Annotated in this window: 23 protein-coding genes; 1 reads left to right on the plus strand and 22 read right to left on the minus strand. The window is 51.4% G+C overall.

What is annotated here, in order from left to right:
• Positions 1-144: 144 nt before the first annotated feature.
• Genes lpxB through rpsB form a run of 15 tightly spaced genes read right to left on the minus strand, consistent with a single transcriptional unit; the run spans position 145 to position 14,302 of the window.
• Positions 145-1,269: a lipid-A-disaccharide synthase gene (gene lpxB / locus F3F93_RS06750; RefSeq protein ID WP_176958415.1), complete on the minus strand. Its 1,125-nt coding sequence runs from the start codon at positions 1,267-1,269 to the stop codon at positions 145-147.
• A gap of 30 nt (positions 1,270-1,299) precedes the next feature.
• Positions 1,300-2,106, minus strand: a complete 807-nt coding sequence (gene lpxI / locus F3F93_RS06755; protein WP_176958416.1) for a UDP-2,3-diacylglucosamine diphosphatase LpxI — start codon at positions 2,104-2,106, stop codon at positions 1,300-1,302.
• Positions 2,107-2,118: 12 nt separating this feature from the next.
• On the minus strand, positions 2,119-2,922 hold the full coding sequence (lpxA, locus tag F3F93_RS06760; RefSeq protein WP_176958417.1) for an acyl-ACP--UDP-N-acetylglucosamine O-acyltransferase: 804 nt from the start codon (positions 2,920-2,922) through the stop codon (positions 2,119-2,121).
• A complete protein-coding gene (fabZ, locus tag F3F93_RS06765) occupies positions 2,919-3,365 on the minus strand; it encodes a 3-hydroxyacyl-ACP dehydratase FabZ (RefSeq protein ID WP_176958418.1) in 447 nt (148 codons plus the stop codon). Before fabZ ends, lpxA begins: the two co-directional genes overlap by 4 nt.
• Before the next feature lie 43 nt (positions 3,366-3,408).
• On the minus strand, positions 3,409-4,416 hold the full coding sequence (gene lpxD, locus F3F93_RS06770; protein ID WP_176958419.1) for a UDP-3-O-(3-hydroxymyristoyl)glucosamine N-acyltransferase: 1,008 nt from the start codon (positions 4,414-4,416) through the stop codon (positions 3,409-3,411).
• A 9-nt stretch (positions 4,417-4,425) separates the two neighbouring features.
• Positions 4,426-4,950, minus strand: coding sequence for an OmpH family outer membrane protein (locus tag F3F93_RS06775; RefSeq protein ID WP_176958420.1), 525 nt, complete (start codon positions 4,948-4,950; stop codon positions 4,426-4,428).
• 30 nt (positions 4,951-4,980) lie between these two features.
• Positions 4,981-7,302, minus strand: a complete 2,322-nt coding sequence (bamA, locus tag F3F93_RS06780; RefSeq protein ID WP_176958421.1) for an outer membrane protein assembly factor BamA — start codon at positions 7,300-7,302, stop codon at positions 4,981-4,983.
• Position 7,303: 1 nt separating this feature from the next.
• Entirely contained in the window at positions 7,304-8,662 is a 1,359-nt protein-coding gene (rseP, locus tag F3F93_RS06785; protein ID WP_176958422.1) for an RIP metalloprotease RseP, read from the minus strand.
• Positions 8,662-9,804, minus strand: coding sequence for a 1-deoxy-D-xylulose-5-phosphate reductoisomerase (dxr, locus tag F3F93_RS06790; RefSeq protein WP_176958423.1), 1,143 nt, complete (start codon positions 9,802-9,804; stop codon positions 8,662-8,664). Before dxr ends, rseP begins: the two co-directional genes overlap by 1 nt.
• Positions 9,801-10,580, minus strand: a complete 780-nt coding sequence (locus F3F93_RS06795; RefSeq protein WP_176958424.1) for a phosphatidate cytidylyltransferase — start codon at positions 10,578-10,580, stop codon at positions 9,801-9,803. The genes dxr and F3F93_RS06795 overlap by 4 nt, the downstream gene beginning before the upstream one ends.
• A complete protein-coding gene (gene uppS / locus F3F93_RS06800) occupies positions 10,577-11,329 on the minus strand; it encodes a polyprenyl diphosphate synthase (RefSeq protein WP_176958425.1) in 753 nt (250 codons plus the stop codon). The genes F3F93_RS06795 and uppS overlap by 4 nt, the downstream gene beginning before the upstream one ends.
• Positions 11,329-11,874: a ribosome recycling factor gene (gene frr, locus F3F93_RS06805; protein WP_176958426.1), complete on the minus strand. Its 546-nt coding sequence runs from the start codon at positions 11,872-11,874 to the stop codon at positions 11,329-11,331. The genes uppS and frr overlap by 1 nt, the downstream gene beginning before the upstream one ends.
• A 2-nt stretch (positions 11,875-11,876) precedes the next feature.
• Positions 11,877-12,620, minus strand: coding sequence for a UMP kinase (gene pyrH, locus F3F93_RS06810; protein ID WP_176958427.1), 744 nt, complete (start codon positions 12,618-12,620; stop codon positions 11,877-11,879).
• Between the two features lie 6 nt (positions 12,621-12,626).
• Positions 12,627-13,496, minus strand: a complete 870-nt coding sequence (gene tsf / locus F3F93_RS06815) for a translation elongation factor Ts (RefSeq protein ID WP_176958428.1) — start codon at positions 13,494-13,496, stop codon at positions 12,627-12,629.
• Positions 13,497-13,525: 29 nt separating this feature from the next.
• Complete coding sequence (rpsB, locus tag F3F93_RS06820; protein WP_176958429.1) at positions 13,526-14,302, minus strand: 30S ribosomal protein S2; 777 nt, start codon at positions 14,300-14,302, stop codon at positions 13,526-13,528.
• Positions 14,303-14,586: 284 nt separating this feature from the next.
• Here rpsB and F3F93_RS06825 point away from each other — a divergent pair, with 284 nt between their 5' ends.
• Positions 14,587-14,820, plus strand: a complete 234-nt coding sequence (locus tag F3F93_RS06825) for a hypothetical protein (protein ID WP_176958430.1) — start codon at positions 14,587-14,589, stop codon at positions 14,818-14,820.
• Positions 14,821-14,875: 55 nt separating this feature from the next.
• On the opposite strand, the gene F3F93_RS06830 is transcribed toward F3F93_RS06825, so the two are convergent.
• The 7 genes from F3F93_RS06830 to F3F93_RS06860 form a co-directional block, all read right to left on the minus strand.
• Entirely contained in the window at positions 14,876-15,493 is a 618-nt protein-coding gene (locus tag F3F93_RS06830) for a pentapeptide repeat-containing protein (protein ID WP_176958431.1), read from the minus strand.
• A gap of 82 nt (positions 15,494-15,575) precedes the next feature.
• Positions 15,576-16,811 carry a DNA polymerase IV gene (locus F3F93_RS06835; protein WP_176958432.1) on the minus strand — a complete coding sequence of 412 codons (1,236 nt, stop codon included), beginning with the start codon at positions 16,809-16,811 and terminating at the stop codon, positions 15,576-15,578.
• Between the two features lie 162 nt (positions 16,812-16,973).
• On the minus strand, positions 16,974-17,546 hold the full coding sequence (locus tag F3F93_RS06840; protein ID WP_176958433.1) for a S24 family peptidase: 573 nt from the start codon (positions 17,544-17,546) through the stop codon (positions 16,974-16,976).
• Positions 17,547-17,605: 59 nt separating this feature from the next.
• Positions 17,606-17,974 carry a response regulator gene (locus F3F93_RS06845; RefSeq protein WP_176958434.1) on the minus strand — a complete coding sequence of 123 codons (369 nt, stop codon included), beginning with the start codon at positions 17,972-17,974 and terminating at the stop codon, positions 17,606-17,608.
• Complete coding sequence (locus tag F3F93_RS06850; protein WP_176958435.1) at positions 17,971-18,591, minus strand: sulfite exporter TauE/SafE family protein; 621 nt, start codon at positions 18,589-18,591, stop codon at positions 17,971-17,973. Before F3F93_RS06850 ends, F3F93_RS06845 begins: the two co-directional genes overlap by 4 nt.
• Positions 18,592-18,614: 23 nt before the next feature.
• Positions 18,615-19,643 carry a 4Fe-4S binding protein gene (locus F3F93_RS06855; protein WP_194335000.1) on the minus strand — a complete coding sequence of 343 codons (1,029 nt, stop codon included), beginning with the start codon at positions 19,641-19,643 and terminating at the stop codon, positions 18,615-18,617.
• Entirely contained in the window at positions 19,643-20,419 is a 777-nt protein-coding gene (locus tag F3F93_RS06860; RefSeq protein ID WP_176958436.1) for a hypothetical protein, read from the minus strand. The genes F3F93_RS06855 and F3F93_RS06860 overlap by 1 nt, the downstream gene beginning before the upstream one ends.
• Between the last annotated feature and the right edge of the window lie 24 nt (positions 20,420-20,443).

A 20,443-nucleotide genomic window follows, 5' to 3' on the forward strand; every position in this document is an offset into this window, starting at 1 on the left:
AACGGATAAACCACCCGATCAAAGCCAATCAGGCGATGATCGGGGGATAAATAAGCAAGTTTGCCAAAATTCGCGCTCGAAACAGGGGCGAGGAAAAATAATCAGGGGTTATTCAGAGCATCCCTAAAGCTACTGCAAGCGGAACTAAAGAAGCTCTTCCACCATGTCGACAACGCCTGTTGCTGCGTGCTGATCACCCAAAACGCGGCGCAGTTCGGAGAACGCTTCGCGTTGCTTCTGCGCTGCAGCTTCGTTGCGCAGTAGCGGCATAAGCTCAGCCATCATATTATCAACTGTGCACTGCTCCTGAATCAGTTCAGGCATCACAGGTCGATCGCCAAGAATAATATTGGCCAGACCTGCACAGTTCAGACTCACCAATCTTCTGGCCAGAAACACCATCACAGGGGATGCGCGATAAACCAGTACGGTCGGTGTGTTCCACAGAGCCAGTTCAAGTGTAGCGGTGCCTGAAACTGCTACAGCGGCATCAGCGCGCATGGCATACCCCTCAGCGGTGCGATCAATCTGTTTTGCCCCCTGCTGCCAGAGTGGTGCAAGCGCCTCTCTATCCACACCGGGAGCTACCGGTACCACACAGCTCAGATCGGGAAGTTCAAGACGAATGCGCTGTAGCAGTTCCGCCAGAATCGGCACATGCATACGCAGCTCTTGTGGCCGACTGCCCGGCAGCAGTGCGAGAAGCTTATCCCCATCCCCGACTTCAAGCTTTGCCTTAAGCTCGGCCATAGTCCAGCCACCGGCACAACCGACTGCACTGGGATTACCGACATAACGTACATCCTGAATGCCACGCATTGCAAACCACTTCGGCTCAAAGGGGAGAATGCAGGCCAGCTTGTCCTGCGATTTTCTCAGTCTCCTGACCCGCCAGCTACCCCACGCCCAAAGCTTGGGGGCAATAAAATGGACAACGGGAATGCCAAGTGCGCGAAGCTTGCAACCAAGGCGCATATGGAAACTGGAGAAATCAACAAGGATAGCGACATCAGGTTTTTGTGCGCCGCACCAGTCAACAACAGAGGTTTCGACATCCTTGATTCTGGAGAGTGAACGCAGCACGTCGCCAATCCCCATGACATTGAGCTCACTCATATGGCGTATGGGTGCACACCCCCGGGCTACCATCTGAGTGCCGGCAATGCCGTGGATGGTTGCATCAGGAAAACGGGATTTGAGTGCTTTTACAACAGTAGCTGCGTGCAGATCACCCGAGGTCTCTCCAGCACTGATAAAAAAACGGCTCACAGCGTTATAGCCGCAGCAGAGCAGGGCGAATCAATCCTCTGCATATCCATAGACAGATATACCGTACTGCCCGGCCATTTCGATAAATCGCTGTCGTTCAATGATCAGGGTTTTCCCAGCCTCAACCATCAGAAGATTACAGCCAGAGGCTTTCATGACCTCCAGCGTATCCGGGCCAACAGCAGGCACATCAAAGCGCAGATCCTGATTGGGCTTGGCCACCTTAATCACCGCAGCTTCCCCGCTACCGAGAGAGCCACCACGCGTGATCGCTTCATCGGTGCCTTCAATCGCCTCTACAGCCAGCACAGCCTGTTTCTGCACGACAATCGTCTGCCCAATATCCAGTGCCGCAATGCCTTTGGCCTGAGCAAAACCGAAGGCAATATCCGGCATGCGTTTTTTTGCAGCAGGTCCTGCCAGATGGCCACTGCCTGCCAGCATCTGACCTGCGTAGAGCGTCTGATCAATCAGGGTTAAACCACCCTCATGCAGAAGATCAGCAATGGTATTAAGAATGGAATCGTCACGTCTGTCTTTCAGTCGCAACAGCCCTTTCATGGCGGTCAGGTCGGGTCTGAAGTTACGGAACAGGTGTAGCTTGCGCACCTTACCTGCCATCACCACTTCACTGACACCGGCACGTTTGAATGCTTTGATCATACCGCCAATCTGACCGACATGCAGCCAGCAGGTAGAGGCGGTTATTTTTTCAATTTCGGGAAAGGTCTCTTCACGCGCAGCAACGGTGTGCACTTCATAACCGGCCTGATGCAGTGACTGGGCAAGCTCCAATGGAAAGTGACCATATCCGGCAATCAGACCGATTTTTTTCACGCAGGGATCAGCTTATTCTGAATCGCGGCCATGGGTCATCAGCCCACGCTTGGCACCACGAACAAATTCAATGATTTCCCGTGCCACATCATCACCATCCTGCAGCAGCGCTTCAGCTTCAAGCAGGCGCGCATCACGTTTGCCACTCTCCTGCAGCAGAATGCGATAGATCTCTTTCAGGCGACTGATCTCGGTTGCATTAAATCCTTTACGTTTCAGCCCGATCAGATTCAGGCCTGAGAGGCCCGCACGATAACCGCCTGCCAGCAGACAGTAAGGTGCCACATCCTTGGTCACGCCACTCATGCCGCCAATCATCGCCAGTTTGCCGATGCGGACAAACTGCTGGATGGCAGACAGGCCACCGATAATAGCCTGATCATCAACCTCAACATGGCCGGCCAGCGTGGCACAGTTGGCCAGTACGATACCATTACCGAGGATGCAGTCATGCGCCACATGGGTGTAGGCCATAAGCAGATTATTGTTGCCGATACGGGTAACCATGCCGCCACCTTCAGTACCGGCATTGATGGTCACATTTTCACGAATCTGGTTGTTATCACCGATGATAACCTCAGAAGGCTCACCATGAAATTTCAGATCCTGGGGAATTTGACCAATGGATGTGAATGGAAAAACCCTGTTACCCGAACCCATCGTCGTGTTACCGGTGATCACGGTATGGCTCATTAACTCGCAGTTATCACCAATCTTTACATTCGGACCGACTACAGAGTAAGGGCCAATGCTTACGCCCTCACCAATCTCCGCCGCAGGATCAATAATTGCGGTTGGGTGGATCACGGGACTCATGCGCTCTCTTGCGGCACCAGTGTTGCCGTCAGATCACCTTCGCATACCAGTTTACCATCAACAAATGCTTCACCTCTGAGCTTCCACATAAAACCACGGCGACGCAGACAGGTCAGTTCAAAGATCACCTGATCACCAGGCCGTACAGGTTTGCGGAAACGAACACCGTCAATGCCAGTGAAATAGACCAGATACTCGCGGTCATCCTCGACCGATTGGAATGCCAGCATGCCACCAGCCTGCGCCATCGCCTCCACAAGCAACACGCCCGGCATCACCGGATGATTAGGGAAATGGCCGGTAAACTGCGGCTCATTGATGGTTACATTTTTCAGGGCACGAATACTTTTCTCTTTTTCGAAATCAAGAATGCGGTCAATCAGCAGGAATGGATAACGATGCGGCAGATGCTGCATAATCTCATCAATATTTAATTCCGGCATATTACTCTCCAAAAAATGTAATTATTACTAGTGAAGCGCCTGTTTACTTCTGTTGCGCTTTTAACATCTCCGGCAGCTTCATCATCAGCGCCGACACCTTCAGCCACATACGGTGCGGCATGGCAGGTGATCCGGCATAGACGCCACCCGCCTCAAGATCACCAAGCACACCACTTTTACCGGCCAGCTTGCAACCATCGCCAACAACCAGATGCCCGGCAACACCACTTTGGCCACCAAACTGGCACCCTTTGCCAATGACCGTCGAACCGGATATACCAACCTGACTGGCCATCACCGAGAAGGCTCCTACACGAACGTTGTGTGCAATTTGAACCAGGTTGTCGAGTTTAACACCGCGCTCCAATACTGTGTCACCAATAGCGCCACGATCAACCGATGCATTGGCACCAACCTCCACGTCATCCTCAAGAATGACGCGCCCGGCCTGTGGGATTTTCAAAAATTTCATACCATCCCAGGCGTAACCGAAACCATCAGCTCCGATGGTTGCACCGGCCTGCAGGATCACGCCATCACCCAGAATGCAGTCGTAAGCAACCACACTGTTGGCATTAAGGATGCAGTTTTTTCCAATCTGCACATTCTCACCCACCACACAGCCAGGCCCGATAATGGTTCCTGCACCGATAGTGGCATTGGCTCCGATCACCGCGTTAGGGCCCACATCCACATTCTCTGCAAGCGTGGCACTCTCATCGATCACGGCTGAAACGTGCTGCTTACCGGCCCCTGATGGTAACGGATAAAAATGACGCTGCAGCTTGGCAAATGCCAGGTATGGGTCATCGACTCGAATAATGCCCAAGCCATCAGGTGCACTCTGAGTGGCAGAGAGAAAGACAGCTGCAGCAGCGGTTGTTTCAAGCTGACCCTTATAGCGCTTGTTCGCTAAAAATGAGAGTTCGCTGCTACCGGCATCGGCAAGTGAATTGACACCGCTGATCAGATGATCAGGCGTATCAATAACCGGCCCGGCAAGCTCACCACCGACAATGTCGGCTACTTCAGCTATCGTAATTGATTTCAAAAGGGGCTCTTATTTTTTAGCGTCCAGAAGTTTGGTAATGTCACCAGTGATATCATGTTTCGGATCGACATAGAGAAACATTGGTCGAGGCATGATCATATCAAAACCTTTCTGTTTGCCATACGTGCTTACAACAGCCTGGAATTTTCCGCCAATCGCCATATCCAGTCGATTCTTTTCGGCCGAAAGATCTTCCTGTGCATCCTGCTGCTTACGCTGGAACTCTGTACGCATCGACTTGAGATCCTGCTGCTTCTGCGCCAGACGATCAGGAGACATGGCCATGGACTGACCCAGCAGATCTTTCTCCTGCTGACTGATCTGAGCACCAAGTGTCTGCAGCTCTTTCACCTTCTGCTCCTGCATCGCTTTCAGACGCTTCATGCCCCTCTGGTAATCGGCTGTATTATCGATTGCACTCTTCATGTCGACATAACCAATCTTCAAACCTTCAGCCTGGGCTGTAGAAAAACCGAACACAAATACGGCTCCTGCTGCTATCAGCAATGATCGAACACCTGCCTTCTTTAACATTGAAATCTCCTTACAAGTTTTATCATACACTTAAAATGTTCCGCCCATCATAAACTCAAAACTTCTTAACCGGTCATCAGGCAGCTTGTGAATCGGCAAAGCCCAAGTAAGACCAATAGGCCCCACAGGTGATATCCACTCAATACCGACACCGACAGAAGAGCGAATCCTGCCTAATGTAAGCTTAGCTGGCTCAACAGAGCCTGGAGTATACCCCCAAACTGAACCGGCATCACCAAACAGAATACCTCTAATGCCAGCAGTCTGCATATATGGTATGGGAAAGAAAAGGTTCATCGATGTGAAAAACCTCTTATCTCCACCAAGGGCATCATTGGTAATGGCATCACGCATGGATATCCCCAGTGAATCAAAGCCTCTCACAGAGCCAATCCCTCCAAGAGAGAATCGACGATATAGAGGAATGCTCTTGTTGGCGTAAGCTCTAATCCCTCCTATCAGAAAAGTAGGGTTAAAGACAAAGTCTTTATCCTCACCGAAGCCATAATAATATTTACTACTGAATGTTGCCTCATAAAACTTATTGTCCCCTCCCAAACCAGCAACGGAGACGCGAAACTGCTCAAGATGCCCTTCGGATGCAGCTATTAGCTTATTGCGACTGTCCCAACTTAATGTCTGGCTTATCTCACCGGTGGTCTGACGCCCCAGCTGTGAAAGGAACAGGCGTGAAGCATTGAGTAGATTAGCCATCTGGAGGTTGGTTCTCTCATACTGATAGTTCAGATTATAGCTGATATGTTCAGAGACAGGCAGCCCAAAACCAATGCCACCACCAATCGAACTACTGCTGTAACTTGTCATGTCCAACTGATCTGACTGGCGCTTAAACATATTTACAGAGGCACTCATGTTTTTACCCAGAAAATAGGGGTCAGTAAGACCAACGTTATAGTTCTGGGTAAGTGAACCCAGAGAGGCCTCTATATGCGCCTGGTAGCCCTTACCAAAAGCATTATCCTCCTTGACTGAGCCGGTCAGGGTCAACTTCTCAAGCTGAGAATAACCGACACCGGCAGTGAATGAACCGGTCTTCTTCTCGGTCACATCAATCTTCATATTAACCTTATCGACAGCACTGCCTCTGGGGAAGGAGACTCGAACATCTTCAGCGTAGACTGCGCGTCTCACCTCCTCCTTACTGCGTTTTACCTGTGTACCTGAATAGCGGGATCCAGGTGACTGCGCCACAAGACGACGAACCACCTCATCATCGGTCTTTTCATTACCTGTGATTTCAATGCGCTCAACATAAACCTCTTCACCCTTCTCAATATCAAAGACAACACCAACGGTATCCTCTTCAATATTTCGGGTTAGCAGCGGGGTTACCGTTGCAAAGGCATACCCTTCATCACCAACACGCGCTGTAATCTCATCAATGGTCTCTCTGAGATCATTCAACTCGTAGATGCGTCCCTCTTCAACCTTGACCAGCTCCAGCAGTGTCTCTTTATCAGGAACAATATCGCCCTGTATATCGACAGATGATACCCGGTACTGATCACCCTCACTAAGACTGAAGGTGAGGTTGAAACTTCGCTTATCCGGAGCCATAACCAGCTGCTTGGACTCTACACGTATATCAATATATCCGTGGTTGAGATAAAACTGTTCGATAAGCTGCGTATCAGCACCCAGTCGCTTCTGATCAAACACATCTTTATCGGTGAACCAGCTGATAATAGATGACTCCCGGGAGGCGATCTCATCCCTCAATTCAGAGTCGCTATAGACCTTGTTGCCAATAAAACCGATACGTCTGATGGTCGTCACTTCACCTTCAATGACCGTAACCAGCACATCAACGCGACCATCCTCTCTGGGTGTGGCGGTGAACTTCACATCAACCTGATAGTAACCATCCTTCAGATAGCCCTTACGGATAAGGTTCAGATCCGACCTCTGATTGAAGGGGTTAAAAATACGCCCGGGACGAACCTTCATCTGCAGCTGCAGATCCTTGGTAGGGTGCTTTTCATTACCTACCAGCTCAACCTTGGCAATCAGCGGGTACTCTTTCACCTCACAGACCAGATGAATGCCCTGCTCAGTTCGTGTGCCACTAAAACGCACATCGGAGAAAAAACCGGATTTATGAATCGCCAGCACATCGCGGCTCAACTGTTTTCTGCTCAGGATCTCTCCGACCTTGCTGCCCATCTTGGCAAGCACCATCTCATTCTCCACGTAGCGATTACCCTGCACATCAATAGAGAGGATTTTCGCAGCTGATGGCTGCCCGTCTGTTTCAGCCAGAGTTATACCTGCCACTGAAAACAGAGAGAGCAGCAGACCAAAACCAAACACCAATTGCCTTAAGCCAAACATATTATCCCCTGAATAGACGCGAAAGATCATTATAAAACGCAAACACCATCAACGTGATAATCAGCGCCAGCCCTACCACCTGCGTCATCTCCAGAAAACGTGGCGATAGTGGTTTTCCCCTCAACTTCTCCAATCCCAGATAAACCAGAAGACCACCATCCAGAATGGGAATTGGCAACATATTTAACACTCCGAGGTTCACGGAGATCAAAGCCAGGAAGCTGATAAAGTAGACCAGCCCAAGATCAGCTGTTTTTCCGGCCAACTGGGCAATGGCTATCGGGCCACCGAGGTTATCCGGTGATATCGCCGATGTCACCATCTTGGCAAACACACCAAGGGTCAGTGCCGTCATCTCCCAGGTTCTGACAAACCCGTACTGCACCCCTTCAAGGAGACCCATGCGATAGAGTTCGGTACCATGCAGTGATTGCGATGCAAGACGCACGCCAAGGCGCCCCTTCTGATCACTATCGGCAACAGGTATCACAGTCAGACTCAGCACAGTTCTATCGCGTTTAACTACCAGCGTTACATCTTCTCCGGCCAGCTGCTGTACCTGGGAAATAAACTGATTCACATTGCCAATGGCAATGCCGTTAATCTGCTTGATGACATCACCCTTCTGCAGGCCTGCCCGCTGTGCCGCCGATGCGTCCATAATCTCTTCGATAGAGACAACCAGGCCCGGATTAAAACCAAGCACCTGATCTGCCACATCGATCAGCAGCGCATCCTTCTGTTGGGCAGGCAGCTGCATATGAAGCGAAACATCTCTCTCATCACGACCCACAAGTACAGTCGCCGCATCACCAACATAAGCTTTAAGACGCTCTTCCATCTGCTGCCAGGAGTGCACCTGACGCCCTTCCACCTCTACAATACGGTCACCTGATTGCAACCCGGCCTGCTCGGCAATTGATGCCGGCGCCACATAACCCACAGTCGGAGGAAGTACAGATTGGCCAAGCCAGGCCACCAGCATGTAGGCTACGATAGCAAATAGAAAGTTATAGGCAGGACCTGCTGCTGCAACAGCCGCCCGCTTCCAGACTGCCTGCCGGTTAAAGGCCCGCAGCTTGTCCGCTTCAGAGAGTTCTTGCTGCCCCTCTTCACCCTGTTCATGCGGGTTCTCACCCAGCATCTTCACATATCCGCCCAGTGGGATGGCGGCAATCACATAGAGTACCTCACCGTCACGGCTGCGCCATGAAAAGAGCGCCGGGCCAAAACCGATAGAGAACTTCTCCACCTTAATGCCAAGCCTGCGGGCAACAGAGAAATGGCCATATTCGTGCACCGCTATCAGCAGTGCAATCGCTACAACAAAAGCAAATGTTGTATGCAGAATTTCCAGCATCAGGATATTACCTCATTGGCCAATCTTCTGGCATGTTCGTCATGCAACCATACATCATCGAGCAGAGCCACGGGTATATTTTCCACCCGTGCAAGCACCTTTTCGACTGTTGTCACGATATCTGTAAATGCTATGCGCCGATCTCTGAAGGCAGCATTGGCCACTTCGTTGGCGGCGTTGAGCGCGATGGAGAGTGAATCCTCCCCCTGCAGTACATCATTGACCAGCCGCATCGCCGGAAAACGCAGCTCATCGATCTGCTGAAAGTGCAGCACCCCGGTTTTGGCCAGATCAAGCCATGGTATCCCCGTTGATAAACGCGGCTCTGCCTGCATCGCATACGCGATTGGCATACGCATATCGGGCATGGCAAGCTGAGCCAGCACTGAGCCATCCTGATACTCCACCATAGCATGAATAATGCTCTCAGGATGGATAATCGCCGATAATTTGTCAGCAGGAAGATCAAACAACCAGCGCGCCTCAATCAGCTCCAGCGCCTTGTTCATCATGGTTGCCGAATCGACACTGATCTTTGCACCCATATCCCAGTTGGGATGGGCAATCGCCTCTTCAGGCGTCACACGCTGCAACGTTGCCGGATCACGATCTCTGAACGGACCGCCTGAAGCAGTCAGAATCACCCTAGACACCGACCCCTTATCATGACCATGCAGGCACTGGTGCACTGCGGCATGTTCTGAATCAACAGGTACAACTTCAGCACCTGAGAGTCGTGCTGCATCCATAAAGATGCGCCCGGCAGTGACCAGGCACTCTTTGTTGGCCAGACCAACGCGCTTACCTGCACTAACAGCAGCAAGCGTTGCCGGCAGACCTGCTGAACCCACCATAGCAGCCATCACCATATCGGTCTCTGCAGCAGCAGCCAGCTCCGTAGCCGCATCCATACCGGTTTCAAGCCGAACATCTGCAGGCAGCTGACCTTTAAGCCGCTCTGCAGCAGCTGCATCGGTCATCACCACCCACTGTGGTTTAAGCAGCTTTGCCAACTGCAACATCTTCTCACTGTTACGATGACCAACCAGAGCATAGGCGGAAAATTTATCAGGATGCTGCAGCATCACATCAGCCGTACTGCAACCGATGGAGCCTGTAGCCCCCAGCACCGTCAGCTTCATACGATCATCCCCCATAGCAGCCAGGCGACAGGGACAGCCATCATAATCGCATCAATACGATCAAGAATGCCGCCATGACCCGGTAGCCAGCGACCACTATCCTTAACGCCAGCCAGGCGTTTAACCGCCGACTCGGAAAGATCCCCCAATACACCTGCAAACACTGTCACAACAGCCAGCATAATGGCCGCCATCAAACCAACAACATCCCACATCAACCAACAGATCACGGCTAAAGGTACGGAGAACACCACACCACCAACCAAGCCCTCAACGGATTTACCCGGACTGATAGCCGGACAGAGCTTATGTTTACCAATGGCACGACCAACAAAATAGGCGGCAATATCCGATAGCCAGACAGCCAGACAGGTGCCGATGATCAAGCCCTGACCAACCTCTGAAGCATGCGTTTTTGCAATCGCCAGAGCGAACAGATAGAGCCAGCCAAACAGCCAGATAAAGGCGAAGAAGTGGCTGAATGAAGCCTCCTGATGGCGTGAAACAGTAACAAAAGTGGCGAACCAGAAGAGTGTAACAAACAGCAACCACTCAATCTGAGGCGCATAGAGAAAGGCCAGCCATAACAGTAGCGATGAGACCAGATAGACCATGGAGCCGCGCAGCTTCACCATCAGAATCAGCTCACACGTTGCACCCCAGCCAATCAGCGCCAGCACGGTTTCAAACCATGGCGATGGCAGATTGAAGTACCAGGCCCACACCAGCACCACCAGCACCAGTGCAGTGATAATGCGCTTGCTTAATTCACTCATCGGTTGACCTGCTCACTGGTCTTGCCAAAACGGCGTTCACGAGCCGCATAATCATCGACAGCCAGCTGCAGATCCTGCTTGCTGAATTCAGGCCAGTAGACATCACTGAAATAGAGCTCCGCATAGGCTGCATCCCAAAGATGGAAGTTGGAGATTCGACGCTCTCCACCGGTTCGAATCAACAGATCAACCGGAGCTATATCATGGCGCCAGAGCATGGAGCGGAATGTTTCCGGGGTTAATTCAGCCAGCGCCTTTTCAGGGTCGGCCTGAGACTGTGCCCATGAAACTGCATGCTGAACACCGGCAACGATCTCCTGCTGCCCACCATAATTGAGACAGAGAATCAGATCGATAGCACTGTTATCACAGGTTTCGGCGCAGGCCTGCTCAACCGCCTTACGGGCTTTTGCAGGTAGTGGTGAGATATCGCCAAGAACACGGAAGCGGACACCGTTCTCTCTCATTTCAGGCAGGGTTTTTGGCAGCGTCATGGCGAGCAACCCCATTAACGCTCGCACTTCAAGCTTGGGTCTGTTCCAGTTCTCGGTTGAAAAGGCAAAAAGAGAGATGTGTCTGATGCCCAGATCCCTGGCCCAACGAACAACCTGACGGGCAACATCAGCACCTCTTTTGTGCCCCTCGAGACGCACCTTGCCCTGAGATTTTGCCCAGCGGCCATTGCCGTCCATGACAATGCCTACATGGTTTGGAATCCCAGGCCTAGTCGCCTGCTCAGATGAAGACATCAGACGGTCAGAATTTCAGCTTCTTTATGTTCAATAATCTCGTCGATTTCGGCGATAAATTTGTCGGTTACTTTCTGAACCCGATCCTGCAGACGTTTACTCTCATCTTCAGGCAGCCCCTCATCCTTGACCTGATGTTTGACACTGTCATTGGCATCACGACGGATATTACGAATAGAGACCTTGGCTTTCTCACCGACCGTTTTAACCTGTTTCACGAGATCCCGACGGCGATCTTCAGTCAACTCAGGAAGCATAATACGCACCACTTCACCATCACTGGTTGGTGTCAGACCAAGATCCGATTTCATGATCGCCTTCTCAATTACTGCGATCTGGGATTTATCCCAAGGGGTAATCATCAGCATACGTGGCTCAGGTACGGAGAGGTTGCCCACCTGACTTACCGGTACTTCAGAACCATAGTAGGAGACCCTTACATGGTCGAGCAGCGCGGCATTGGCACGCCCTGTACGAATCGATGCCAGCTCAGACTTCAGCGCGCCAATCGATTTCTGCATTCTGTTTTCAAGATCTTTAAACATACTCACCCCTCCTGAACCAGTGTGCCGACAGGCTCACCGGAGACTGCTCTGAGCATCTGACCCGGTGTAGTCACATCAAACACCACAATCGGCATATGATTATCGCGACAAAGTGACATGGCAGTCGCATCCATCACACCCAGACGTTTGGTCAGTGCTTCGGTAAATGTAAGTGTTTCATAACGTATGGCATCTGGGTTTTTAGCCGGATCGGACGTATAGACGCCATCGACCTTGGTTCCCTTCACCACTGCATCTGCCTGAATCTCCATAGCACGAAGACTTGCTGCAGTATCCGTTGTAAAGTAAGGATTACCGGTACCTGCTGCGAAGATAAGAATACGCCCCTTCTCAAGATGGCGTACTGCACGGCGGCGAATATAGGGTTCAGCGATCTCCCTGATATGCAGTGCAGAGATCACACGCACAGTCGCACCATTGCGTTCTATCGCATCCTGCAGGGCGATGGAGTTCATCACCGTTGCCAGCATACCCATATAGTCGGCACTGGCACGATCCATACCCGATGCCGTGCCGCTCATGCCACGGAAGATATTGCCGCCACCGATAACAATGGCCAGCTCAATACCGGCCTGTTGCACTTCGATAATCTCTCGGGCCAGCCGATTGATGGTGTCAGGGTCAACGCCGAATGCCGTATCACCCATAAGTACTTCGCCGGAAAGCTTGAGCAGCACCCGCTTATAGGGGCGCTGCTCACTACTTTCGCGACGCAAACCGCTCATCTGCAATCAGCCTGCCATCTGTGCAGCAACTTCTGCAGCAAAGTCTTCCTCTTTTTTCTCGATACCTTCACCAAGAGCAAAGCGGGCCATCGCAACGACAGTTGCACCACCGAGCGCCTTGCCAACCTTCTGGTCGGTATCCATTACAAAATCCTGCTCCAGCAGGCAGATGTCAGAGTAGAACTTATTCAGCTGACCGGCTACGATCTTATCAACAATCGCTTCAGGCTTGCCGCTTGCAATTGCACGCTCAGAGAGCACTGCACGCTCACGCTCTACAGTATCAGCATCCACATCATCACGAGAGATAAACAGCGGGTTAGCCGCCGCCACATGCATGGCAACACCACGGGTCAGATCAGCAGCAGCATCACCTTCAATGCCGATCAACACACCGATCTTGCCAGCACCGTGCACATAAGATGCTACGCCACCAGAAGCTTCGATGCGCTCAAAGCGGCGAATGCTCATGTTCTCACCAATGGTTGCGATCAGCTGGGAGAGAGCCTGTTCAACAGTATGCTCACCATCAAAATCGAGCGCTTTCAGTGCATCAACATCAGCAGGATTCTCTTTGATAATCAGCTGAGCGACACTGTTTGCAAAACCGACAAACTTCTCATTCTTACTTACGAAGTCAGTCTCTGCATTTACTTCAACTACAACACCAATATTGCCTTCGGATACTGAAACAACGATTCCCTCAGCAGCAACGCGGCCAGCCTTTTTGGCAGCAGCACCCAGACCTTTCTTACGCAGGAAATCAACTGCGGCATCGATATCACCATCGGTCTCAGCCAATGCTTTTTTACAATCCATCATGCCAGCGCCACTCAAGTCACGCAGTTTTTTTACATCTGCAGCAGTAATAGCCATTCTAAATTACCCTCGTATCCTTTTATTAATTACGCGTCGGCCGCTGTCTCTTCAGCAGCCTCTTCAACAGCCATAGTCATGGCTTCAACAACATCGGCACCATCTTCAGCATTCTCCAGAGTCCATGCTTCAGCACCTTCCAGAAGCGCATCGGCAATCTTGCTACAGAACAGACGCACAGCACGAATCGCATCGTCGTTACCTGGAACAACATAATCGATACCGGTCGGGTTGCAGTTGGTATCAACCACGGCAACAACCGGGATACCCAGCTTCTGGGCCTCTTTCACAGCCAGCTCTTCTTTACGTACGTCAACCACGAACAGACAGTCAGGCAGCTCAACCATATCCTTGATACCACCGAGTGAACGCTCCAGTTTGTCCAGTGAACGCTGCAGGCCCAGTGCCTCTTTCTTGGTCAGCAGTTCAAACACGCCCTCTTCCTTCTGGCGCTGCAGATCTTTCATCTTACGAACAGACTGCTGAACGGTTGTGAAGTTGGTCAGTGTACCACCGAGCCAGCGGTGATTAACATAGAACTGACCGGCGCGCAGAGACTCCTCTTTCACAGCATCACGAGCCTGACGCTTGGTGCCAACGAACAGTACGCGGCCACCGGCAGCTGCCAGTGCATTCATGAATGAGTAGGCTTCATTAGCCAGACGCAGGGTTTTCTGCAGATCGATAATGTGGATGCCATTACGGGAACCGAAGATATATGGTGCCATTTTCGGATTCCAGCGACGGGTCTGATGACCAAAGTGTACGCCTGCTTCAAGCAGTTGCTTCATAGTAAACTGAGACATTTAAGTTCTCCAATTGTTATTTTCTTCCACCGTCCCTCACCCTTTCGGGCACAATGGTTGGATCGGTGTGCGAATTCGCTCCTTTGAGCGGGCGCGCTTTCTAGCTAAAAGCGGATAAAATTGCAAGCAGCCATCCCGGCTTTTGAGAAGCTCCGGCTCTATATGTTGCTGCTTTTATTAAAATTCATTTGCTTATAAAACAGTTTTATTGAATGCTGGCTTCCGCCAACCCGTGGGAAAGCGGTGGCAAGGGGATAAGCTCAAACTATGTAACAGGGGGAAGCATGAATACTAATGATTTAGCAACTGTGGTCGGATACACATCACTATGGCACTCCGAGAGCAACAGTGTATCGATTGAACTGGCGCTGCTTGGCGGTGAGCGCAAAACGTTAGGCACGATGGATTGCGAACAAGCCAATATGATTATCGGCATGCTTACCAAAAACGGCAAAAAATCGGTCTCTTATAAGGACAACGAATACCTTCAGGTGAGCGAATTCTACCAGTTTAAATAAACCGCCTCTCAACAGCAGCCCCCCTGTTCAGGGGTAACCTGTTTTCAATCAGCGTTCAATTATCGAGATAAGCAATATCACCGGTAATAAAGGCCCGTTTCAGTGCGCGCCTGGAAACCTGTGCACCTGTACGGTTGGCTTTGGTCAGGTTAGCCCGCTTCAGGCTTGCACCACGCAGATCGGCATTCATCAGGTTTGAACAGGCAAGGTTGGTCTCATAAAGTACCGCTCCGCGCAAGTCAGCGCCTTCCAGATTACAGCCCTGCATATTGGCATAGGTGATTTTAGCATAACGAAGGTTCTCACCAGCCAGATCCATACCTGAGATATCAACACCATCAAGCGTCCAGCCACTGCGGACTCGGGAGATCAGCCGGTCACGGTCAATACGCAGACCGGTCTGCTTCACATTGATCATCTCACTGCCATCCAGATTGGCGCCTCTGATATCGGAACCGCTCATATCAGAACCACCAAAATTACAGTGGCTGAGATTGGCTCCGGTAAAATTCACATTGTGCAACCTGGCACCGCTGAACTTGCTGCCGTGCAGGTCGGCACCGGAAAAATCAGCGCCGGAGAGATCCTGACCCGAGAAATTGAGGTTGGTCAGATCCGCACCAGCCTGGCTTTTTCCCTCTTTAATCTGTGCGACCACATCTGCAACGCTCATACTCCCCTCCTGATTCAACGGGCTGTTATGGTAGAAAAACCGCACCAAATCGCAAGCTATAATCTTGTCTCACCGGATCGGCTCAATTTGCGACAAGTAGCGGATATTGAAAACGCGGTCTCTTCTGCTGCTGTTTGAGTCTCCGCACTGCTGCCAGTGAAATGGTGCGATCACCATATTTTCTATTGATATCATTCACCGTCAGCATCAGCTCTGTCTGGCGCCCATCCTCATGCATCAGGCCGAACAGATCGGGGGTAGCTGATGCAGCGCGACTGATATGGGTCGCCACGATGCCGCAGCCGCGATAACGCTCCCCTGCCCTGAACAGTGTTATAAAACCCTTTTTTACCGCTGCGGTGATCCGCTTCAGGCTGCTGCTCGGCAGATCAAGGCAAATATCGCTGCCACGCTTTTCAAACGTCGCAAGGGTGAGAAACACATGAATGCGGCGGGTAAACAGCTGTTTGGCAACCAGCTCTGAGACCAGCCGCATGGTGTGATAACTCAGATGTGCCGCCACAAGCTGCGATGATGTCGTCACCTCACCCATTGATGCAGTACGTGCGACACTTTTCGGCAGTGGCGGATTGATCTCCAGCCCCATCACAGAGATGCCTGAGAGCTCCTGCTTGAGAAGCATACCGTGACGCCCCAGCAATCGCTGCATAACAGTGTCCTCAAGGCGGGAAAACTGCAGGGCCGTATAAATATGACATTTATGCAGCAGCGCGGCACGGCTCCTGCCGATACCCGGAATCTCAGAGACGGCAACATCAGCCAGAAAACGTTCGATGCGTCTGCCCGGCACCACTGTGGTTCCATTGGGTTTGTTCGATTCCGAGGCAAGCTTGGCCAGTGTGCGTGTCACGCTGATACCGACGGAAACGGTGATGCCCGTTTCACGCTCAATGCGCTGGCGAATCTCATCTGCAAGCTGGCGAAACGGCTTACGCCACAAGGTTCGGATGCCATTCATATCCATGAACCCCTCATCAATCGAGTAGACCTCGATATCGGGACTGTAACGTCTGAGAATGGAGAAGAGTTTATGCGAGAGCTGGCCATAATAACGAAAGTCGGCGGCAAGAAACTCAGCCTGCGGCACCAGCTTTTTCGCCTCCCACACCGGCATACCAGTGGTGATACCTAGCGCCCTGGCATCGTAGGACCTGGCCACAACAATGGCATTCTGACTGGAGAGCACACAGATCGGTCGCCCCTTCAGATCAGGCCTGCGCGCCGCCTCACATGATGCATAGAAGGCATCACAATCGATATGCGCAATCGCATTGGGCCAGTTACTGATTGTTTTCATATAATAGACTCACCACAAAGACACGAAGGCACAAAGAAGACATTCAATAGAATAATACAAACCGCAATATGAAAAATTCATATGATTGTAGCATTGGACATCACATTTTTTACTTTTCCTGTTTTTCTTAGTGCCCTTTGTGTCTTCGTGATAAAAAAGGTCCTAAAATTTTCTAAATTGGCCGACCACTTCACCGTAGATATCGAGTGACATCTCCGGATAGATATTCGGGAAGTTCTCATTGGCCGGCTCAAGGTACATCCCCTCTTTTCCGCTGCGCAGATATTTGATGGTAAAATCACCATCGACAATGGCCACAACGATCTTGCCGATGGATGGATTCCTGTTGCGTTCAACAATAAGAAAATCGCCATCATGGATACCGGCATTGATCATCGAATCACCTGTCACCTCAACCAGCACAGTTTGTGAGGGGTGTTCAACCAGATAGTCATCGATCGTGATCGCATCGCCAAGCAGCTCTGTGGCCGGAGAGGCAAAACCAGCAGGTGCCACGCCGACATGCGGACGGGCGAAGAACATATTGGCAGGGCTCAAGCGACCGCCCGGCCCTTTGCTGATGTAACCGGCAAAGATCATACGGTCGATAAATTTTACCGCCCCCTGCTTACTCACACCCACAAGGGCAGCGATCTCCGCATAGGAGGGAATCAACCTGTGCAGCGCGTAGTAGTCCTGCAGTCGTCCGAGGTAAAAGGGATCTTTATTAATCATGGTGCGGAGTATGGTGTACGATCGTACACCCGGCAAGAGAATATTTTTAGCGCGCAGTATCAACCAATAATGAAACGGATATCTTCCCCTAACTCTTCGGGATAAAATGGCTTATTAAGCAGGTAGTAGTTTTCAAAAGCGCCTATCCGCCTTGGTGCCTCATGTGCATCAAGGTCTGTAACAAACAACACCGGTATATCTTTGTCGATACGGCGAACCTCATTGATTGTTCTTTCACCGGCATACAAACTCGACATCACTTCACTCACCACAAGGTCAATCTCGTTGCGACATGCCGTGAACAGATGAACAGCCTGCTCGCCAGCGTTAGCCTTTAACACCCTGAAACCATCCAGACTCAATATCTCTGCAATATGCTCCAGAATCTCACTACAATCATCAATCAAAAGAACTGTCTGCTGACTCACAGGGATATCCACCCCATACCAACCCCGACTCCGACAAAGGCCAGCACCGATGCGCCAATCCTGGCCAGCTGCTGCTGTCTGCCTCTGAGTTGCGAGCGTATCTCACCACCGGCTCTGCCCAGACCGTAACCGAAAACAAGCTGGGGAATAACAATAGCACCGGCTCCGAAGGAGAGGCCGAGAAGCAGTCCGTAAGCGGCTGAGCCAGTTGCTGCAGATGCTGCCATGACACCGGCCAGCGGCGCACATGGCCTCAAACCCATAGCAAAACCGATCCCGAACAGCCCTGCCCTGATCTGCTTCTGCTTGTGGCTGGCACACCCCGCCACTCTCCCCTTGCGCCACAACAGCACGGCAGAGCCGAGCAGCATGGCGGCAAAGATATAGTTGGCATGACTCATATCGAGCAGACCGACCAGTGAAGCACCAACCAGACCCGAAACGGCAGCAAGCAGTGCATAAGCCGCCATGCGACCGAGATTAAAACGCAGCGTCTGTAGTGAGGTCTCTCTGGCTCCGATATCCTGCGCCAGCAGCATCACACCGAGTGTCGGAATACAGGTAAACATACATGCACCGGCCCCAAATGAGAGGCCGATGATGAATGTTGTCAGCATAGCGGAGAATAGAACCTCCACGTTTAATCCTTTTTAACACGGCGAGATGGCTTCTGCTTGCCCTCCCACCTCTTCTGCGCCTTGTTGCGTTCTTTAAAATACGCGGGATCAGAGACCTTAATCGGAATCACCGCATACTTCAGTGCCATCACACCCTTATCCGGGCAGAACTCCACACAGCGTCCACACAGGGTGCAGTCGGGCATAAGAATATCCTTCTCTTTGGATGTATGAATCTCACGAATATCCATCGGGCAGGCTTTGGCACAGAGGCCACACTTATCACAGCGGCTGGTATAGTTCTTCACAAGCTTAACCAGGCCAACCTTCTTAAACAGCGCATGCATCGCCAGCAGCGGGCAGATGCGGCAGAAGGGCTGACGCATGGTCAGTGAGAGCACAAGAATCAGACCAAACAACAGATCGGCAATAATCGAGAGGATCATATAACCGGTTGATGAGGTATCGATATAGAGCTGGTTAAGCTGCCCTGCAAAGAGTGAGGTCAGTATCCGGCTCGGACAGATCTGGCAGAAGGGATCGCCCAGTTCATGGCCGACAAAACCGAGACCCGAAGCCAGTGGCAAGAGAATCACCAACAGCCCCAGCATCAGCCATTTGGCAGGCCTGATGCGATCCACCAGATTATCATCCAGCGACTCAGTGCGATTCAGCCGCAGCTTCTGACCGATCATACCCAGCACCTCCTGGAAGAAGCCCAGCGGGCAGAGCCAGCCACAGAAAGCCTTATTCAACAAGATGAAAAGAAGAAGGAAGGTTCCCAGGGTTGTCAGGATAGGCAGAAGCAGACTGAGCGTGAACTTTCCGGCCGCAATTGCAGGCCCTAAACCATGTCCGAGCTGATGCTGCAGTGGAATCAACACACAGTAGTCTGCTGTTTTGGCATCATAAGCACAGGAGAGCACCGGAAATGCACCCGACAACTTATCGGCAGAGTAGAAGCCTACAAAGACTGAGCCATAGACAAGAAACAGAAAGGCCAGCAGCTGAACAAATTTGCGGATGACCGATAAATTTTTCCAGATAGGCATTACTTTTTCTCCCTGCGACGACGCTTTCTCAAGGTAATAAAACCACCAATCAACATCCCGCCACCAATGACCGCCAGACCGAGCTCTGTAGGCTGCCAGTGCTCAGGGTTGATGTGATAGCCATATGAAAAGGTGGTAATATGTCTCTCTGTGCCGACATGATGCTCAGCGGTTAGTACAAATTCAGACGGTGGATTTGCCATACGGCCGGGTTTCTCGTAGGTAAAATCCTCAGGCAGCGGGATAGTCACCAGACCTTCGGTATTGGCTGCAAATTCAGCACTGCTACCATTGCCTGTCTGCATGTGCACCTTCGCTCCGGCAAGCGGCTCACCCTGAAAACGTACGATGAACTGTGCATCTGTATTGGAGTAGTAACGCCAGTGCTCTCGCGCCAATGGAGCTGGTTCTATCTCCAGCGCCGATTTCTCGTGCCCTATCAATAGTGATGGTGACACGCCGGATGGTTTGCCGTTCATATAGATATAACGAACAGCTGACTCATGCAGATCACCCACGCTACGTTTAGCTACCAGCGCATGATAATTGCCGGTGCCCATCGCTTTCACACTGACCCTGCCATGCTCCAGCGTTAAGGGTTGAACAACCTTGCTCGGGCTCATCAGCTGGACCTCTGCACCTTCACCAGCATGCAACAGGAACGGTTTGCCTGCATGGCGATCATGGCCACCGTGTCCACCATGACCATGACTCTTCTCTTTCGGAGCCGGGGACCAGTGCATCGCTGCCTCTGCGTTGATGCTGAAAAGAGCCACGGCAAGCGTGGCCCCTATCCATAT

Source organism: Mariprofundus sp. KV, assembly GCF_013387475.1.
Lineage (GTDB): Bacteria > Pseudomonadota > Zetaproteobacteria > Mariprofundales > Mariprofundaceae > Mariprofundus.

Coding starts and splice junctions, on each gene's coding strand:
- F3F93_RS06840 (WP_176958433.1), bottom strand. CDS start 17,546: ATGATTAATAAAGATCCCTTTTACCTCGGACGACTGCAGGACTACTAC.
- pyrH (WP_176958427.1), bottom strand. CDS start 12,620: ATGAGCGGTTTGCGTCGCGAAAGTAGTGAGCAGCGCCCCTATAAGCGG.
- rpsB (WP_176958429.1), bottom strand. CDS start 14,302: ATGTCTCAGTTTACTATGAAGCAACTGCTTGAAGCAGGCGTACACTTT.
- lpxA (WP_176958417.1), bottom strand. CDS start 2,922: ATGAGTCCCGTGATCCACCCAACCGCAATTATTGATCCTGCGGCGGAG.
- frr (WP_176958426.1), bottom strand. CDS start 11,874: ATGTTTAAAGATCTTGAAAACAGAATGCAGAAATCGATTGGCGCGCTG.
- F3F93_RS06835 (WP_176958432.1), bottom strand. CDS start 16,811: ATGAAAACAATCAGTAACTGGCCCAATGCGATTGCGCATATCGATTGT.
- F3F93_RS06825 (WP_176958430.1), top strand. CDS start 14,587: ATGAATACTAATGATTTAGCAACTGTGGTCGGATACACATCACTATGG.
- F3F93_RS06830 (WP_176958431.1), bottom strand. CDS start 15,493: ATGAGCGTTGCAGATGTGGTCGCACAGATTAAAGAGGGAAAAAGCCAG.
- bamA (WP_176958421.1), bottom strand. CDS start 7,302: ATGTTTGGCTTAAGGCAATTGGTGTTTGGTTTTGGTCTGCTGCTCTCT.
- F3F93_RS06775 (WP_176958420.1), bottom strand. CDS start 4,950: ATGTTAAAGAAGGCAGGTGTTCGATCATTGCTGATAGCAGCAGGAGCC.
- F3F93_RS06850 (WP_176958435.1), bottom strand. CDS start 18,591: ATGCTGACAACATTCATCATCGGCCTCTCATTTGGGGCCGGTGCATGT.
- rseP (WP_176958422.1), bottom strand. CDS start 8,662: ATGCTGGAAATTCTGCATACAACATTTGCTTTTGTTGTAGCGATTGCA.
- F3F93_RS06795 (WP_176958424.1), bottom strand. CDS start 10,580: ATGAGTGAATTAAGCAAGCGCATTATCACTGCACTGGTGCTGGTGGTG.
- fabZ (WP_176958418.1), bottom strand. CDS start 3,365: ATGCCGGAATTAAATATTGATGAGATTATGCAGCATCTGCCGCATCGT.
- F3F93_RS06855 (WP_194335000.1), bottom strand. CDS start 19,643: ATGCCTATCTGGAAAAATTTATCGGTCATCCGCAAATTTGTTCAGCTG.
- dxr (WP_176958423.1), bottom strand. CDS start 9,804: ATGAAGCTGACGGTGCTGGGGGCTACAGGCTCCATCGGTTGCAGTACG.
- uppS (WP_176958425.1), bottom strand. CDS start 11,329: ATGTCTTCATCTGAGCAGGCGACTAGGCCTGGGATTCCAAACCATGTA.
- tsf (WP_176958428.1), bottom strand. CDS start 13,496: ATGGCTATTACTGCTGCAGATGTAAAAAAACTGCGTGACTTGAGTGGC.